Origin of the sequence: Enterococcus sp. DIV1083b, from assembly GCF_051713705.1 — a bacterium.
GTDB lineage: Bacteria > Bacillota > Bacilli > Lactobacillales > Enterococcaceae > Enterococcus_D > Enterococcus_D casseliflavus.
The window spans coordinates 46,829-64,815 of sequence record NZ_JBIOQJ010000001.1 but is presented as its reverse complement, the minus strand read 5'-3'; the positions used below and the strand labels follow the sequence as shown (position 1 = coordinate 64,815).

Genomic DNA, 17,987 nt, shown 5'->3' with positions numbered 1-17,987 from the left:
AAAACCACCCTTTGCGTTTTAGTATATTTAGCTAAATTTTTATTTCTTCGACGATTCGTGCTACATTTTTGCTCAGAAATTCCTCATCCGTCAGTAAAACGATTTTTTTATCAGGAAAGGCTGCTGCGACTTTCGCTTGATTGAAGCGGGTTTGAGGAGCTAAAATCAAAAAATCATAGTCATTCCCCACCATAAATATTTCTGAAAAAGGCGCGGAATTGACTTGGTAATGCTGATCATCCGCTAGTTGTTCTTTGATCGCTTTGACGAGCAGTGCGCTGGAGAGCCCAGTGGCACAAAAGAGACCGATCTGTGTCATCTATTCACTTCCTCAAAATGTAATCCCTTACTTTTTACACCTTAAATATAGCACAAGCTAAATATTTTGCAATAGTTTTAGATAAATATTTTTGTTAAATAACTAAAAAAGGACAAAACGCTTGCTAAACGTTTTGTCCTTTTTCATATTTTTCTTCTTAATTGATGCTTTCGCGTTCGACGATCGTCGTGGCGACCAGCATTTTCAGATGGTTTTCATCTTCACTCGTGATTTTCTCGATCAAGCGTCGCACGGCTTGGCGACCAAGATACACTTTATCTACTTTGACGGTGGTCAGCGGTGGGTTGCAAAATTCCGCCAAAGGAATATCATCGAACCCAACGATGGTCAACGGATGATCGGGAAACACTTCGCGAATGGCTTTCATTGCACCGATGGCGATATTGTCATTGACCGCAAAAAAGGCGCTTGGTAACGGCCGCTGATCGGCACGCAAGGATTCCAAATAGACCTTCATGTCTTGATATGAACCCTCTAAGGTAGGTTCTACTAAGGCTTCCGTCTCTTCATAATGGATCAGATCATGCTCTTGGATCGCTTGAATAAACCCTTGCTTGCGTTCACGGAAGTTGTTGATTTGAAAGGTTGAATTGATGATGCCGATGTCACGGTGGCCTTTTTCGATCATCTTTTCAACGATCTCATAGGCACTGTCACGATTATTGATGGCGACAAAATCAAAGTCCTGCGAATTAAACACCGTATCTAAAATCACTAACGGTACTTCCAAATGGCGAAAGACTGCTAAATCTTGTTTTTCCAATTCCGTACCTAACAATAGCAAACCATCTGCTAATTCTGGACGGATCTTTTCAATCGGGTCTTCTTCTGGTGCCAGTGTGATATGGGAAATGACCAGTTCATAGCCTAACGCACTGCACTCCATTTCGATTCCTCGGATCAATTCAGAAAAGAAAGGCGTATCCCCTACGACATTTCCTTGTTTGTTCATTATGACAAATTTGATTTTTTGGCTTTCCGTTTTTTTAATTTCTCGCTGATCAAAGTACCCCATCTCACGAGCGATCTTCAAGATCGCTTGCCGTTTTTGTTCACTGATCCCCTTCCGATTGTTGATCGCATTAGAGACTGTTCCGCTGGAAACGCCAGCTTTTCGGGCAATATCAGAGATCACAACTTTCATTTGCTCACCGCTTTCTGCTTCTCATTCTGTTAAAAGTATAGCAAAAGAATTGTTTTTTTACTACCAAAAAAGCTAAAACAAACTAAAATTTTTAGTTTGTTTTAGCTTCTACTTTGATTAGTTACTTTGTTCCGCCAAAATGCAGAAGGACAATGGGTCGATGGTTATCCTTGACGCTGTTACGCCGCGAGAAGCGATCCCAGCTCCTTTGGGGTCAGCAACAATGTGCCAAGAAGCATTTTCTGTTGTCGTCGGTAAGTCAAAGGACCAGCTTTCTTCCGTGCTGTTGAGTAAAACGAACAAGGAACGCCATGGATGCTGTTTGTCACGATTGGGTACTTGATACGCCAAGCGATTTTCATCCTTTGTCTCATAAAAGACCATGCTTTCAGCCGTTTGGGTCGTGGCATCTCTCAATGGTGCATAGGACTGCCGCAATGCCCACAAGCCCCGATACAGCTCGCGCAACTCTTTGAAGGTTTTGGCACGTGCCCAATCCAGCTGATTGACTGCCAGTGGCGAACGGAAGGAATTTTCATCGCCTTCTTTGGTACGTCCAAATTCTTCCCCAGCTTGGGTCAGCACGGCTCCTTGGCTAGTAAACAAAATGGCTGCTGCTAGTTTGTTACGGGCTAAAAGCTCAGGATCAAACTCATAATTTCTTTCCTTCACTGAAGCCTGCATGGTTGCCACCAGCTTGTCCCATAAGGTCAAATTATCATGGACTGACGCATAGGCGATCACTTGGCGGGGCGATTTTGCCCAGCGCTCGGCGCCTTCTTGCCCAGCAACTTTCATATTTCCTTGAATCGCCGTTGCCAAATTTGCTGCATAAAAGGTTTGCTTGACTTGCGGTTGACCATTCATTCCTTGAATAAATGCGCCGTCTGTTTCTTCAAAGACATCGCCTTTGATACTGTCTCTTAAATCATTGCTAAAAACCGCAACGCCTTCTGACAGTGCCCAAACATTGCTTTTATTTGCTGGGATATTCGGCTGAATGATTTGATTGCTGCCGGCATCCCATGGCTCGCCGTATAAAATCACATGGCTGAAGCCGGCATCATCTAGGCGTTGACGCAATTGGTTCATGGTTTCCACATCGATCAGGCCCATCAAATCAAAGCGAAAGCCGTCGATTTTGTATTCTTGCGCCCAATATAAAACTGAATCAATGATAAATTTACGCATCATTTTCCGTTCAGAAGCCACTTCATTGCCGCAAGCAGAACCGTCCGCAAAATTCCCTGCATCATCTTGACGGTAGTAATAATCAGGCACCGTCAAATTAAACCATGATTCTTCTGTGATCGCAGTGTGATTAAAGACCACATCCATCACAACGCCGATGGCTTCTTCGTGCAGCGATTGGATCATTTGCTTGCATTCACGAATCCGTGTCTTGGGATCACTAGGATCAGAAGCGTATCGTCCTTCAGGGACATTGTAATTTTTCGGATCATAGCCCCAGTTGTAGGCAGACGAAGTTTCATCATTGTCAAAATCGAAGATCGGCAGCAGATGAACATAATTGATCCCCAGCTCTTTTAAATAAGCCATACCAGTTGGTTGACTTTCATCTCCCACCAGATGGGTCTTTTTTTCAGTGAAGGCTAAATATTTTCCGCGATTTTCTGGTGAAATCCCGCTGTTTTCGGCGCCGCTGAAATCTTCGACATGTAATTCCCAAATATAGGCATCTGTGATCGATTGCTGACCGACGCCGTGAGTCTCTTGCCAGCCTTCAGGATCTGTTTCCTTTAAATCAATGATGGCCCCACGGTTTCCGTTGATCCCTACTGCCTTGGCATAAAGATCCACCGCTTCGACTTTTTGACCGTCTCGTTGAAACTCAAAGGTATAAAACAGCTCCTTGACGTTTTCTTCCGTCGTGACTTGCCAACAGTTGTCTTCTTGAACCATTGGCAGCGTCAGCAGGCGATCGTCAGTCCCAGCGACACCGCTTTGATAAAGCAATACTGAAACGGCCTCTGCCTCTGGTGACCAGCATTTGAACGTGGTTTGCTGTCCTTGAAAAGTCACACCAAGATCATTCCCGTGATACGTATGTTCTTCTAAAAAACCGATCCTGCGATCGATCGCAATCTTTTTTTCTCCATACTGCGTGTTTTGTCCCATCAAAATTCCTCCATTCAACGTTTCTAACTATAAAAGCCAGTTACTTTTCTGCTATTTCTACCTTCTCATATTTCTTGAAAATTGCCAACAATAACTGACAACGTGCATACAAAAAACTGCTAAGACCAAAAAAGCAGGCAATGTACATGCTGAAAACCAGCGCATAGGGTGAAAGAAGCATGATGAAAATAGGGGCTGCAGTCAGAATATGAAGATAAAGTATTTTAAAAGGGTGCTTTGCGGCGACTTTGATGCTGTTCAAAAGGATCGTTTTGATTCCGCTATCGTAACGGGCGAGTAAGAAAAACGAAACTTGGAAAAACTGAAGCCACATGAACGTACAAATTACTAAGCCTACGGTAAAAAGATCAGGCGTCCCTTTTAGTTGGAAATAATACAACCAATCAGCAGTCAAAAGCCACAAAGAAAAAAGTAGACTAAGCCAGATGAGAGTGCTCTTTCGAAAGCTTTGACAAAAGGTCGACCAAAACTGCTGAACAACAGCCGGTGCTTTTCCTTCTATCAGGTCAGTCGCCACTTTTGAGCCCGCAGTGATGGCTGCGCCGATCGTAAAGATCGGCAAACTAAAAAACAAGAGTAGTACATTCAATAAGAGCAACTGGCTGAATTTCCAAGCGATTCGTGCGAAGAAGTTTTCTGAATGAAAAAAGTGTATCATGTGGGTTTACTCCTTTACTGATCCGACAACGATTCCTTGAACGAAATATTTTTGTAGAAGCGGATAAATAATCAATAACGGCACCACTGCCACCACGATCTTCGCTGCATTCAAGTTTCGATCAGAGACCGCTAGCAGACTTTGTAGCTGCTCGGAAGTCAAATTCCCAGCTTGTTGCATTGTTTCAGCAATGTTGACTGATAGTGTTTGGATATAGGTCATTAAAGGATAGTTTTCAGTCTTGGTCATATAGATCAGTCCACTGAAAAAATCATTCCAACTGCCGACAATACTGAATAGAGAAACTGTTGCCAAACAAGGCAATGACATTGGGATATAGATTCGTCCCAAAATCTGCAGTGGGTTGGCACCATCGATCCGAGCAGATTCTTCCAATGATTTGGGGATTCCCCGAAAGAAATTCATCACCAAGATCACACTGCCGATAGGGACTGCACTAGGTAAAATCAGGGACCAAATCGTATTCAATAACCCTAGATTGCGAACGACTAAATACGTTGGGATCATGCCGCCGCTGAAGAGCATAGCAAAAACCATCACGCCCATGAATAATTTTCTCGTTCGAAATACTTTTTTTGATTTAGACAGCGGGTAAGCCATCGTTACGATCATCAAGAGGTTCAACAGCAGCGAAACGATCACACGAATGATCGAGATCCCAAAAGAACGCCAAAACTGCTGATCGCTCATGATGCGCTCATAAGCCGCTAAGGTCAGATCCACTGGCCATAGCCCCACAGCATTTGCAGCGACCGCACTGCTGCTGCTTAAAGAAAGTGCCACGACATTCAACATCGGTACTAAACAAGAAAGAGCCAAAACAATGACGATCAAATAAATTACTGCATGCCGTATACTAAATTTTTCTTTCATCTCTTTTTTCCTTTCCTTAAAACATCACTCTGTCAGTCTTCTTCTCCGCAATTTTGTTGGAAGACCAAATCAAGAATAGACCGATCACCGATTTGACCAGACCAACGGCGGTTCCTAAGCTATAGTCTCTACCGATCAGACCGATTCGGTAGACATAGGTATCGATAATATCGCCGCTTTGATACACAACCGGAGAATACAGGTTATAAATTTGGTCGAAGCCGGCATTCAAGATATTAGGCAGCGACAAAATCGTCATCAGCAAAATAAAAGGCAGCATCCCCGGCAGGGTTACGTGCCAGACTTTTTTTGACCAAGAAGCACCATCCATCGTTGCTGCTTCATATAATCCCGGATCAATCGAGGTAATGGCAGCAAGGTACACGATTGAACTGTAACCGAAACTTTTCCAAACATCGGTCCCGATCAGCAAACGAGGAAACAGCTGATTACTACCCAAAAAGTTTAATGGTTCTACACCAAAGTTTTGTAAAATCTGATTCACCGTTCCATCAAGACTGAATAAATTGACCACTACTGAAGCCAATATGACCCATGAAAGAAAATGGGGCAAATATACGATGGTCTGAATGGAGCGTTTCATCCACTTTACACGTACTTCATTTAATAGAATCGCAAAAAGAATCGGTACGATCGTATTAAAGACAATTTTCCAGAAAGCGATGAAAATCGTGTTTTTAGTTACTAAGAAAATATCCGGTAAACTGAACAGGTAGCGAAAGTGCTCGAATCCCACGAATTCAGAACCAAATACACCTTTCGCTGGCACATAATCTTGAAATGCCATCAACAACCCAAACATAGGACCATAAGAAAAAATCAAAATAAAAATGATGCCTGGTAAAATCATCCCTAGAAAGAAAAGCTGATCTCGAGAAAACCACTTTTTCTTTTCTTTTTTGCTTTCTTTTTCAACAGAAAGTTCCATTTACTTACTCCTCCATAAATTTTTTGCCTCACCAGCCGCTTGATGAAAAAATTCGAACAAAGAAAAGGCACCTGCAGTCGGTTTTCCTGCATACAACCTTGCTTTTCTTTGTTCGAAAGACGAGTGTCAGAACCGCTGGAGTGGCCGCTTAATTATCTGCTCGCTGATCTACTACTTCTTGCATTTCTTCAAGTATGGCTGTCCCACCTTGGCTATTCCAGGTTTCAACATAGTTGTCGAAGTTTTCCAGGGGTTCTTCTCCAGTGATAAACTTAATGAAGGTCTCTTCCTCCAGTTTCCCTACTTGTGCGCCGTTTCGTTCATTGGCTTTGATCGAATCAAAACGCGGTGGTTTCACTTCATTCAAGCGTCCTTGCTCTCTGATACCGCCCATCACATTATTGACGGCTAAATAGCGGGAGGCATAGCGGGTCCAGTCCACCGGATCAGTTTCTTCAGGGCTATCCAGATATTGCTTGATTTTTTCGGCGTTTTCTTTGATGAAGAAGTTGGAGATATCCTCGATAGATGTTTCGCCAACCGCCGCCTTGGAAGCTTCTACTGCATCATCAATCTCACTATAGGCTTTTAAGAAAACAACATTCCATGGACGAACCGTCCCATCGACATCCACTTTCGCATAGTCATAAATTTCCGGAAACTCGGCTTCAATATTTTCCGAGTTGGCAACTTCACCATAAATCAGATTGATCATCTCCATGATTTTTTCCGGCTCAGAAAAACCTTTGCGCACCACGATGTATTGCCCAGTGCCACGGTTAGCCACGGCATTGACCCCTCCATCGCCGTTAGCATTTTCAAGGGCATAAGGAACAAATTCAGCATTTGGATCATTTTGTTTGGCTTGTACTAAGCCCCAGTCAGGCATGTGCCAAGGACCAAAAGCGATGCCCGTTTCTCCATTAACCATCATGGCATGGATATCGTCATACGTGCGGGTACCAAATTGCGGATCCATGAACCCTTCATCTTGCCAGTCCTTCAGTAGCGTTAGTGCTTCTTTCATTTTTGGCGTATTGGATCCATAAAACATCTGCCCATTCTCATCTTGGAGATACGATTTTGGGTAGGCTCCAAACGCATTCATGATGGCTGTTCCGGTATATGCCGTGCCGCCATGATTTGGCGAAGACAACCAGAAGGCCAATGGCAAACCAACTGCTTTGCCAGTATTGGCTAAATCATTTTCTTGAAAAGCAATCGCTGTTTCCTTCAACTCATCCAATGTAATTGAGCGGTTGCCATCTTTATCCAGTTCAATACCTAGCTCATCTAGCCAGTCCTGGCGCAACCAGACAAGATTGGGCCCGAAGTCATCGCTAGTAGATGGGATCGCCATCAAGCGATCATCAAACGTAGCTGCTTCTAACTGAATCCCATCAAACGAATCATAGATGTCTTTTAGAAAATCGTCGGCATGCTCCTCAAATACTTCGGTCAAGTCTTCCACTAAATCATTGTTAACTAATTCTTCCAATTCATCTCTTGATCCGACGATCATTGTATCCGGTAGTTCCCCTGAAGCGATCGCTAGCGATACTTGCCGATCGTAATCTTCCCCGTGGGCTTCAAAGGCACTCTCCAGTTCGATGCCCAAACGTTCTTGAATCAATCGAGTATACGCGTTGTTGCTGTAAGAGTCCCCCTCCGGCAGTTTTGAGTTCGGTGCGGTTTGGCGTCCGATCGTAATCACGGTATCCCCATTTTCATTGGTCTTTGCTTCTTCTGAACTGCATCCTGTCATAATAAGTGCTGAAGCCATGGCTGTTAAAATTGCTGTTCCCCGCCTGAATTTCATTGTTTTCCTCCTCAAACTTTTTTGATATCCTTATTATACGCAATCGCTTCCATAGAAAATATAGCACTTTTTTCAGATTTATAGCACGATTTCCAGAAAATAAAACGTTTACAAATTTGTTCTGTTGCTTTTTTTGTTTATCGCTTACTATAGAAAGAAGAAGCGACTGTGTAATTTTCTCTATACGAAAGGACGGCGAAAACCATGTACCGACTGCTGATTGCTGATGACAGCTACGATCAAAGAGAAGTGATCAAATACTTCTTGAGTCAGCATGAAAAAGAATGGCTGATCGAAGAAGCCAAAAATGGCCGCGAAGCCTGGCAACTTTTTCAGAAACAGCCCTTTGACTTGATAATTACCGACGTAAAGATGCCCTTTATGGATGGACATGCCCTCGTAGCGAGAATCAAAGAAGCAGCTCCTGAAATTCCTGTGATGTTTATCAGCGGCTTTGAAGATTTTCATTATGTAAAAAAAGCCATACAGTTACAAGCGGTTGACTACCTCTTAAAACCAATCGACCCTGATGATTTTTATGAACAAATAAATAAAATCATTCTTTTTATCGATCAACAAAAGCAGCGCTCTTACACAAAAACAATCGCACAAACCCATTATTTGAAAGAGATTTTGAGTAAACTTTTTTATGGCTATCCTTGGCATTCACTGCCGAAGGAAGAGCAATCGGTTGCACAAGATTTTTTTAAGACTCATCCCTCTTTTTTTCTCGTTACTTGGCCGCTGGATTCTTGGAATGCGCCGGATTTCGTCCCTTCACTGTCTGCTGCATTTCCTGAAATGTTCAGTTTGTTTTTAGCTCCAGCACAACTGCTCTTTTTTAACGAACCTTTGCCAAAAAGGGAAATCGAGGAGCGAAAAAACAACTTGACTACCTATTTTTCCGAGCAGTTTCAGCAAAAAATAACACTTTTTGACAGCGGACCAGTTCCCCATCATTCCGGGGTGTACGGCACCTATCATGACTTACTGAAGACCAGTCAGCGGTCTTTTTATCAGCAAAACAAAGGGAAAATCTGCCAGCTGCTTCCGGGAGATCACTACATCGTCAAGAAAGCTCTTTTTGAAAAAACCGTTTCGTATGTGAATCAATACGAAAGTAAAAAAGCACACGCGCTTGTGAAAACAGTTTTCGACTGCTTTGAAACAAATGGACGTGAGGAACCAACCAATACCAAATTTTATTTTGCGACCTTTTATCAAACCATCATCGATCAGTGCACGATCGCCTTTGATGCGGAGCATGGCGCTAATCAGATCGGAAAAATACTGGAAGCGTCAAGTCTACAATTAATTGCGGATATTTTTGATGCCCTCTTCCGTTATATCCATGATGCACTGCTTCAAATCAACGGGAGTCAGTCAAATGACTATGTGCGCCAAGTAAAATCCTATATATTCGCTCATTTTCACCAAGAGTTGAGCTTGGAGCGCTTAGCAAAGGAAGTCAATATCAATCCTAACTACCTAAGCGAATTATTCAGTACTTCTGAAGGCATGGGTATCACCAAATACATCAAGTCTTACCGTATCAAACAGGCTCAGAAGCGTTTAAAGAACTCGAACTGCAGCATTCGAACTATCTCCAAACAAGTTGGCTTTAATCATTATTCCTATTTTTGCAAAACGTTCCGAGAAATTGTCGGAATGACGCCGGATGCGTATAGAAAGAGAGGTCCCTCTTGTTAAGAAAAGTACACGATTGTTTTAAAAATTTTCGTTTTCAAAAAAAGATCGTCCTTATTTCAATTCTTTCAAGCATTGTTCCTCTGATCGTTTTGACCTTTGTCGGGGTATCTATCATCCGAGCCTTTATCCAACAGCAGGAAAAAAGTGCTTACTCCGATAATCTCAAAAGTATCAGCTATCAGTTAGAAAGCAAGATCCACACCTATCGGGACAGCCTGCTCTTTTTAGCCAACAATACCGCCTTGACGCAAGAGCTTTCTAGTCAACGCTTCTCAAACTTTGATCAATACAATCTCTTTCAAAATACGATCGTGCCTTTGTTTCACAGTGTTCGTTTTCCGCAAGCAGATATTAAAGGCATCACGCTATACACCACGATCGATCTTTATGATCATGGGCAATACGTCAAAAAAATCACGGCTGATACAGCACTGCCTTTTCTAAAAGAAAAACCTTCGACCGAGATTCGAACGTATTTTGACAAAGAACGGGAGGAACTTTCTTTTTATACCAACCTTTTTTTAAAAGGCCATACCGCAGATTCCTTAAACTACATCGTTTTAACCATCGATCGAGCAGCATTGTTCACGAATCTTGATGCAGTCACTGAGGAACCTTACGATTTGACGATCCAGTCAGAGACCGGGCAGACGCTTTACCGCATTGATTATTTGACGAAGCAGCAGCGTACTCAAAAACAGTGGTTGGTTGGAAGCGCAGTTATTGAAGAAGCCCCTGTACTGCTGGATAATCATTGGCAAATCGTTTTTGTTAAAACCGCACAGTCATTTTTCAGCAGTCTACTGTATCTAGTTGGTGCGGCACTCATTATCTTTGGTTTTGTATTAGTGATATTGGTTTTATCCAGCTGGTGGCTAGCAAAAACCGTGGTACAGCCGATCAATTCTTTGGCCCAGCAAATGGCTTCTTTATCAATGGATCAATTCAAAATCCAGCACACATATTCTTCAAAAGATGAAGTCGGACAGTTATACACCAATTTTCAAAAAATGCTAGATAAAATCGCTGAGCTGATCAATGAAGTATATGAAGCCGAATTGAAACAAAAAGAATACGAATTGCGGGCTCTGCAAGCCCAGATCAATCCGCATTTCTTTTATAATTCCTTAGCACTGATCAGCAATACTGCCACACTAAACGGCAATCACGAGATCCGTGAGATGGCTCAGCTGCTGTCTCGATTCTACCGTCTCAGCCTAAACCAAGGATCCAACCGGCTATCCGTCAGCAAAGAACTCGATCTGACGATCACCTATGCTAAAATTCAGCAAAAAATGCATCACCATTCCTTTGATTTAGTCCTCGAAATTGACTCAAATATCGATGAATATCCGATGATCAATCTACTCTTGCAGCCGTTTGTCGAAAATGCCGTCTTTCATGGGCTTGATCATATTGAAGATGACCGCAGAGGGGTATTGACGATCCGCTGCCTCAAAGAAGGACAGTGGCTACGGTTTGAGATTCAAGACAATGGTCCCGGGATTGATCCTGAACAGCTAAAACAACTGGAGGAACCTTCTGATCAACATTATGGTATCAACAATGTACGCCAACGGCTAGCATTGTACTATGGCACGCAAGCTTCCTTATCGATTCAATCAGTAAAAGGTGAAAACACCACAATTGTTCTACTCATACCGCAAGACTTACCTCCTCAAAAAAAACCGTCAGTGAAGAATGTTTAATCACTAACGGTTTTTTGGTGTCAAAATATTCAGATATTTATTTTAATGCTTGATTTCAAGTACCTATTCCTCTACAGCAAACGCACCAGCCTCTAACAATGCTTGCGGTCCCCGATCACGTGGCGCGCTTTCTGGTTCCTTTAGCATTCGTTCCCAATACTCAATGGTATCTTTCATAAAATCATTCTTGCTGTCACTACACCCTTCACGAATAAACAGCAATACCAACCCACTAAAAAAGATCAAGGCTTCTTCATGATATTTTCTCAGACCGCTTTTATGCGCACATTGAAAAACAGCTGATTCCGCAATTGCTTCTTGAAAATAAGCAAAAGAACGCTCTTTTATGTAAGGACCACAGCCAATATCATTTAAAAAAAGTGCGAAAAAGAGGTTGCGATTGCGGCTGGCAAATACGTAATAGTCCTGCCAAAAGCTGTATAAGGAATCGAGTGTCTCTTCTGACTCTTTTTTTGTTTCGTGAATGTCGCGAAATACATCATCAACCATCGCCTGTTTATAATTTTGCATGTTTGAAAAATTTAAATAGATCGGTTGGGTCGATGTTCGTGCATATTTAGCAATGTCGCGGACAGTGATTGGTCGATAAAGATATTCCACCAGATATTTTTTTAAGCAATTGATCAAATATTTTTTCGTAATCGTTGCTTTTCTCATAATACCCCTTCCTTTCTTGACGTCACCAATTCTTGCTGATGATCGTCTCATTCACTTTGACTACTTGCAGCTTTTAGAAGCACAACCAACGCCCATTTTCTTACTGAAAGTAATCTTTATACTTCTACTTTAACAAAAAAGAGCACGTTAACCTATACTTTCCGCCGATTTTCTTAATTTTATTTTTTATTTTTGACCATTTTATTAAAGAAACTCTTGTTGTCTTATGATGCTCAGACTTAAGGCTGATTTTGACTGGTGCTGCTTGTGGAATGATACTATGTAATGTATAGTATGAGTATGAACAGGAGGAGAGCCTTTGGATGCCCAATTAAAAAAAGGATTATTGGAAATTTGTGTTTTGGCTTATTTGCAGCATGGTGACTCTTATGGCTATGAATTAGTCAAAAACATATCTCCTTTACTGCCAATCTCAGAATCAACGCTCTATCCTATCTTGAAGCGCTTAGAAGCCAGCCGAGCGGTTGAGACTTATAATAAAAGCCATCAAGGACGGACCCGAAAATATTACCGCTTGACCAAAATCGCAAAACAGCGGATCGACGATTTTTTAACCAACGACTGGCCCCAATTGACATTGATCCAGCGATTTATTAAAGGAGGAACATTAGATGAACAGAGTTGATTTTATCAAGGCATTGGCTGCAGAATTATCTGAAAAAGTCAGACCTAGCGAGATTCATCAGCTGATCAACTATTATGACGAGATGATCGAAGATTTGATGGAAGAAGGATACACTGAAGAAGAAGCCGTGGCACGCCTTGGCTCCCCAAAAGAACTGATCCAAACAGTCACAGAAACAGAAGAGGTCGTGGTAGAGATTCCCCGCCGCTTTCATCCCTTTTTGCTCTTGATCTTAGTGCTAGGCTTTCCATTGTGGGGCAGCTTATTGTTAAGTGCCGCTTTGCTGATCCTAAGCTTTTTAATAATCATATGGTGTGTGCCTTTCACCACTGGCATGATTGGTGTCACTACGTTTATCGGTGGGATTGCTAGCGTTGTCTTAAGTCCCATGCTGATGGCGGATGGTTTCTATCTCTTTTTAAGTCAGTTAGGCGTGGGGATTTTCTTATTTGGTTTAGGGCTGCTTTGCCTGATCGCCACTTATAGTATGAGCCGACCTTTTTCACGTCTTACCCACTCCCTTGTCATTTGGCCGAAATCATTTGTTCAAAACTATCGAAAGAAGGCAGTCCTATGATCAAAATCAATAAGCGCTTTTTCGTTTTTCTCAGTCTGTTGTTTATTATTCTCGGACTGGTCATCACCTTTATCGGTTTTTCAATGTCAGGCTATTCACCTGATGCCTACCATATTGAGCATCGTCGCTGGTATCAACTCGTTGGTTTCTATACGGAATAACAGACGGAAAATAATTATAAGTTGATTTTTTTGGTCATAAAAACAAGCGATTTTCATCAATTTCATGTATCGGTGAAAAAATTGAACTTCTCTTTTTGACGGAACCATATTACTATATAAGTACATCCTGTATCCTATTTCATAGGGTAACCAGAAAAACCCATACCATCCTATGGGTTTTTTTGCTGTCTATAAAAGCAAAAAACGTACCGCAAGTCCAGGTATCGCCAAGCCAGCTGTTTTAGCTAACCTTGGCAGAACCTGTCTGCAGTACGTTTTTTCTAATGATCGATTATTCCCCTAGTACTGGCTGTTCTTGCACAGTGCCAATAGGAAACAAGGCGCGAAACACCCGGCGAACGATTGGACCTGCAATGAACAATTGCAACGGCAATGCGACGATCACATTTTTCCCAATGTTGCTTAGCCAATTGACGAACACCGAGTGATCAGGGTTTGGGTGCATCAACGCACCAAAGAGTGACATACAGATCACCATGCCGGCGATCATCAATGAAGAAATCAAACCGATTTTTTTCCAAGTAGCTGATTGATGGTCCAAAAATCGAAACGCCAAACCTTTTGCCGGACCAGAAACAATGAACCAATCCAAAATAAAGGCGACACAAAGGGCTAATGGCAATTCATTCCACGCCAATTGGAATGCCAATGCCGAAACACCGACTTGAAACATGAGGTTATAAACACTCATAAAATACACCATGAAAATACACATAAGTGTCGTATAGATCAAACTTTCTTTTTTATTGATGGGCATGTAACAACTTCCTTTCTCTTTTTCGTACTCAACTATTCTAGCAGAAGAAAATTTTTCGTGTAAGTAAAAGATTGAAAACTTTCAAAAAAGTTTTTTGCTATTTTTTTATCCACTTCTCTTGACACTTTCTTATGAAGTCAGTAGAATAGCGATAGATTAAATCGTACAGATAACAAGCGGGTTCGCTTGTCGAGAGAGAGGCGGTTTCTATGAGAATAGAAACGGTCTCTTTTTTTGCGAATTTTTAGAGGTGAGAATATGGAAAACAACAAAAAACTCGTGGGGGCGATCCTCGCAACCGGATTGATGTCATTTGCAGGTGTGCTGATTGAAACAGCCATGAATGTAACGTTTCCGACATTGATCGATCAATTTACGCTTTCAACATCCGATGTTCAATGGGTGACGACCATCTACTTACTGGTCATCTCCATCATTGTCCCAATATCGACCTACCTTTTGAAACGCTTCTCATTGAGAACCTTGTTTCTAGCTGCCAACGCCTTTTTCCTTGTTGGCTTGGTGATCGACTTTTTATCGCCGACGTTTGCCATTTTGCTGATTGGCCGCTTTTTCCAAGGTGCCAGCACAGGGATCGCACTGCCTTTGATGTTCCACATCATTTTGACTTACTCCCCCTTTGAAAAACGGGGAGCGGCAATCGGCTTAGGGAATTTGACCACTTCCATCGCTCCAGCGATCGGACCGACATATGGGGGCTTATTGACCGCCCATTGGTCTTGGAATGCGATCTTTCTTTTCTTGATCCCAGTCTTGCTGATCTCCCTAGTACTCGGCCTTTACTCGATCCCTAAAACGGCTGGGGCAAAAGACACTTCCCTGGATTTACTGAGTGTATTAGGAATCGTCTTGATGTTCAGCGGCTTCTTATTGTTCTTGAATCAAGTAGGCACCTTAGCGAGTCTACTGCCGCTGCTTTTCGGTTTCATTGGTGCTGGCTTGTTTTATCAACGTTCAAAAGGCCCGAACCCTTTGATTCGTTTGGCTGTTTTGAAAAACCGCAGCTTCAGTTTGTTTCTGTTTGGCTTTCTTGTTTGTCAGTTCCTTTTACTGGGCATTTCCTTTGTCTTGCCGAACTTTGTCCAACTCGTCTTGGGAAAAGATGCCTTTACTGCAGGATTAGTTATGCTTCCTGGGGCGGCGATCGGTGCGATTCTTGCGCCGATCTCTGGTCGGTTGCTGGATAAAGTTGGACCAAAAAAACCGATCCTGTCTGGTTTGACGTTGATTGCCATCGGTTGGCTTGCCTTAGCCCTCGTTTTGCGTTCGCCGTTCATTTGGAGCCTAGTTGCCGGACATGTCTTTTACATGATCGGGATCGGCTTAGCCTACAGCAATATGATGACCACTGGCTTAAACAAGCTGACTCCTGCGTTGTACGCGGACGGTAATGCGATCTTTAATACGCTACAGCAATTTTCTGGTGCAGTGGCGACGGCTGTGGTGGCGACCATTATCAATTTGGCACAAAATGCGGCGACTGATTACACCCAAGGGACGGTCATCGGCTCTCAAATCGCCTTATTCTTTTTATGGGCCTTGGTCTTACTGACTTTCCTATTAACGATCAACTACTTCCGCAAAAGCACCAACAAAAAAGCCGTCAGCTAACTGCGGCTTTACCCATTGAAAACCAAGAAAAAAGCCGCTCTCCCTTGAGGGCGGCCATAAAAAAATCCGCTTCCGATTCCCCTTCTTAGTCAAAGGGCGCTCTCGGAAACGGATTATTTTTTTAGTTTAATTCAGCGGAACCAACCGCTGTTTTGGCTGTCACTGTGCCTGTAGTCGTCAATGAAAGCTGACGCACTTTTTCGGCATTCGTGATGACTGTCAAAACATCTGTCTGTTTGCCAGCTGCGGTCACTGCATCTAGATCCATCACTGCAATCTTCGTTTCTGGTGTGACCGTGTCACCTTCAGAAACAAGGACCTCAAATGGCGCACCTTTTAATTCCACAGTATCTAAGCCCATATGAACAAGAACTTCCGCGCCACCAGGCGTTAAAATCCCAATTGCATGCTTCGTTTCAAAAATGCTAGAGATCGTACCTGCAACAGGAGCATAAATCGTTCCATTCGTTGGCTGAACAGCAAAGCCGTCACCCATCATTTTTTGAGAAAAGACAGGATCAGAAACTTCAGTGATGGCAACTACTTTCCCATCAGCTGGAGCATAAAGGGTTTCTTCTGAAACTTGTGCTGCTTCTGGGGCTGCAGTTGTCGGTGCAGCCGTCGTTGGTGCAACAGCCGCTGCTGCAGCTGTATCAGCAGCCAATTGCGGTTCTAATTTATTTAAGAAGGTAACTTTTCTAAAGATGATGGTGCAAACAAACGTGATCGCAATCGTCACCGCCATCGAGATGAAGACCATTGGATAGTTTTCAATTTTAAATGATAAGAAGCCAGGTAGTCCCCCTACACCAATACCTAATGCACGGGTATTCGTTGCAGTGATCAGCATACCACCGAAGGCAGAACCTACCATTGCTGCGACAAATGGGTAAACATATTTCAAATTGATCCCGAACATCGCTGGTTCAGTAACCCCCATGTAAGCAGAAATCGTTGCTGGAACAGAGACTTGTTCTTCTTTTTTATTGCCACGGTGAAGGAACCAAATCGCCAATACTGCCGTACCTTGCGCAATATTTGACAGCATGATCATTGGCCAAAGGTTGGTTGTCCCAAAATCCGCTACTAATTGAGAGTCGATCGCTAGCGTTGTATGATGCAATCCGGTAATAACCAAAGGCGCATACAAGCCACCGAAAATGAAACCAAATAACCAGTTTAATGGTGAGGTCAAGCCAGCATTTACGACCCAAGAAATGCCTGATCCGATTTGCCAACCGATTGGACCTAACACCATGTGGGCTGCTAAAATAGTTGGCAGCAATGAGAACAATGGAACGAAGATCATTGAAACCGCTTCTGGAATCCATTTCCGGAAGAATCTTTCAAGATAAACCAATAAGAAACCTGCCAGCATTGCTGGGATCACTTGTGCTTGATACCCAATTTTATCAATAGTGAAGAACCCGAAGTCCCACGTATAATTTTGAGCAATTTCTGCAGCAGAAGTTGAACTTACTGAATAAGCATTTAATAATTGCGGTGAAACCAATGTAATCCCTAAAACAATCCCTAATATTTGCGTGGTTCCCATCTTACGTGTAATACTCCAAGTAATCCCTACTGGTAGAAAGTGAAAGATCGCTTCACAGGGCAGCCATAAAAAGCCGTTGACACCGTTCCAAAAAGTAGAAGCTTGTGTAATGGTTTGTCCACCTAGGGCTTCTAGCGGTACACCTTCTAAGAAATTTCTCAGCCCTAGCATCAAACCACCGACAATAATCGCTGGTAATAACGGGGTAAAGATCTCAGCTAACGTAGCGATCGCTCGTTGCACGATATTTTGATTGTTTTTTGCAATCGCTTTACTTTGTTCTTTAGAAACACCTTCTATTCCTGATACATCGGTAAAATCATTGTAAAACGTTGAGACATCATTGCCGATAATGACTTGGAATTGTCCCGCATTGGTAAACATTCCTTTGACACTTGGAATTTCTTCAATTGCCTTTTCGTTTGCTTTTGACTGATCGTTCAAAACAAAACGCATCCGTGTCGCGCAATGTGTTACTGCGGCGATATTTTCTTTGCCGCCAACATATTCCAGCAGCTTCTCAGCATCATCACGATACTTTCCCATAATTAATAAACCCCTTTCATATCCACTTGTA

16 protein-coding genes are annotated in these 17,987 nt (G+C 42.6%); 6 read left to right on the top strand and 10 right to left on the bottom strand.

Annotation, left to right across the window (positions count from 1 at the left end; all coding sequences use genetic code 11):
* Positions 1-31: 31 nt before the first annotated feature.
* From IGI69_RS00295 to IGI69_RS00265, 7 genes are all read right to left on the bottom strand, one after another.
* A complete protein-coding gene (locus tag IGI69_RS00295; protein ID WP_005226498.1) occupies positions 32-319 on the bottom strand; it encodes a hypothetical protein in 288 nt (95 codons plus the stop codon).
* A gap of 157 nt (positions 320-476) precedes the next feature.
* Positions 477-1,484: a LacI family DNA-binding transcriptional regulator gene (locus IGI69_RS00290; RefSeq protein WP_086338866.1), complete on the bottom strand. Its 1,008-nt coding sequence runs from the start codon at positions 1,482-1,484 to the stop codon at positions 477-479.
* Positions 1,485-1,601: 117 nt separating this feature from the next.
* The gene (gene pulA / locus IGI69_RS00285; protein WP_438739283.1) at positions 1,602-3,623 is read right to left on the bottom strand and encodes a type I pullulanase; all 2,022 of its coding nucleotides are present in this window, start codon (positions 3,621-3,623) and stop codon (positions 1,602-1,604) included.
* 40 nt (positions 3,624-3,663) lie between these two features.
* The gene (locus IGI69_RS00280; protein ID WP_430616030.1) at positions 3,664-4,302 is read right to left on the bottom strand and encodes a DUF624 domain-containing protein; all 639 of its coding nucleotides are present in this window, start codon (positions 4,300-4,302) and stop codon (positions 3,664-3,666) included.
* A gap of 6 nt (positions 4,303-4,308) precedes the next feature.
* Complete coding sequence (locus tag IGI69_RS00275) at positions 4,309-5,196, bottom strand: carbohydrate ABC transporter permease (RefSeq protein WP_438739281.1); 888 nt, start codon at positions 5,194-5,196, stop codon at positions 4,309-4,311.
* Between the two features lie 16 nt (positions 5,197-5,212).
* Positions 5,213-6,145: an ABC transporter permease gene (locus IGI69_RS00270; protein WP_096742014.1), complete on the bottom strand. Its 933-nt coding sequence runs from the start codon at positions 6,143-6,145 to the stop codon at positions 5,213-5,215.
* A gap of 148 nt (positions 6,146-6,293) precedes the next feature.
* Entirely contained in the window at positions 6,294-7,964 is a 1,671-nt protein-coding gene (locus IGI69_RS00265; RefSeq protein ID WP_438739278.1) for an extracellular solute-binding protein, read from the bottom strand.
* A 204-nt stretch (positions 7,965-8,168) separates the two neighbouring features.
* Here IGI69_RS00265 and IGI69_RS00260 point away from each other — a divergent pair, with 204 nt between their 5' ends.
* Positions 8,169-9,674 carry a response regulator transcription factor gene (locus tag IGI69_RS00260; protein WP_231472740.1) on the top strand — a complete coding sequence of 502 codons (1,506 nt, stop codon included), beginning with the start codon at positions 8,169-8,171 and terminating at the stop codon, positions 9,672-9,674.
* Entirely contained in the window at positions 9,668-11,383 is a 1,716-nt protein-coding gene (locus IGI69_RS00255) for a sensor histidine kinase (protein ID WP_430616028.1), read from the top strand. Before IGI69_RS00260 ends, IGI69_RS00255 begins: the two co-directional genes overlap by 7 nt.
* 63 nt (positions 11,384-11,446) lie before the next feature.
* Here IGI69_RS00255 and IGI69_RS00250 read toward each other — a convergent pair whose 3' ends face one another.
* Positions 11,447-12,061, bottom strand: a complete 615-nt coding sequence (locus IGI69_RS00250; protein WP_438739275.1) for a TetR/AcrR family transcriptional regulator — start codon at positions 12,059-12,061, stop codon at positions 11,447-11,449.
* 319 nt (positions 12,062-12,380) lie between these two features.
* On the opposite strand from IGI69_RS00250, the gene IGI69_RS00245 reads away from it, so the two are divergent.
* The 3 genes from IGI69_RS00245 to IGI69_RS00235 are packed head-to-tail and all read left to right on the top strand — an operon-like array spanning position 12,381 to position 13,445.
* A complete protein-coding gene (locus IGI69_RS00245; RefSeq protein WP_438739273.1) occupies positions 12,381-12,707 on the top strand; it encodes a PadR family transcriptional regulator in 327 nt (108 codons plus the stop codon).
* Complete coding sequence (locus tag IGI69_RS00240) at positions 12,694-13,284, top strand: DUF1700 domain-containing protein (RefSeq protein WP_086294318.1); 591 nt, start codon at positions 12,694-12,696, stop codon at positions 13,282-13,284. Before IGI69_RS00245 ends, IGI69_RS00240 begins: the two co-directional genes overlap by 14 nt.
* Positions 13,281-13,445 carry a hypothetical protein gene (locus IGI69_RS00235; RefSeq protein ID WP_005226470.1) on the top strand — a complete coding sequence of 55 codons (165 nt, stop codon included), beginning with the start codon at positions 13,281-13,283 and terminating at the stop codon, positions 13,443-13,445. Before IGI69_RS00240 ends, IGI69_RS00235 begins: the two co-directional genes overlap by 4 nt.
* Positions 13,446-13,737: 292 nt before the next feature.
* On the opposite strand, the gene IGI69_RS00230 is transcribed toward IGI69_RS00235, so the two are convergent.
* Complete coding sequence (locus IGI69_RS00230) at positions 13,738-14,223, bottom strand: hypothetical protein (protein WP_005226468.1); 486 nt, start codon at positions 14,221-14,223, stop codon at positions 13,738-13,740.
* A 258-nt stretch (positions 14,224-14,481) separates the two neighbouring features.
* Between IGI69_RS00230 and IGI69_RS00225 the strand changes: the two genes are divergently transcribed.
* A complete protein-coding gene (locus IGI69_RS00225; protein ID WP_438739271.1) occupies positions 14,482-15,855 on the top strand; it encodes an MFS transporter in 1,374 nt (457 codons plus the stop codon).
* 121 nt (positions 15,856-15,976) lie between these two features.
* On the opposite strand, the gene treP is transcribed toward IGI69_RS00225, so the two are convergent.
* Positions 15,977-17,956 carry a PTS system trehalose-specific EIIBC component gene (gene treP / locus IGI69_RS00220; protein ID WP_016608959.1) on the bottom strand — a complete coding sequence of 660 codons (1,980 nt, stop codon included), beginning with the start codon at positions 17,954-17,956 and terminating at the stop codon, positions 15,977-15,979.
* Positions 17,957-17,987: the final 31 nt, after the last annotated feature.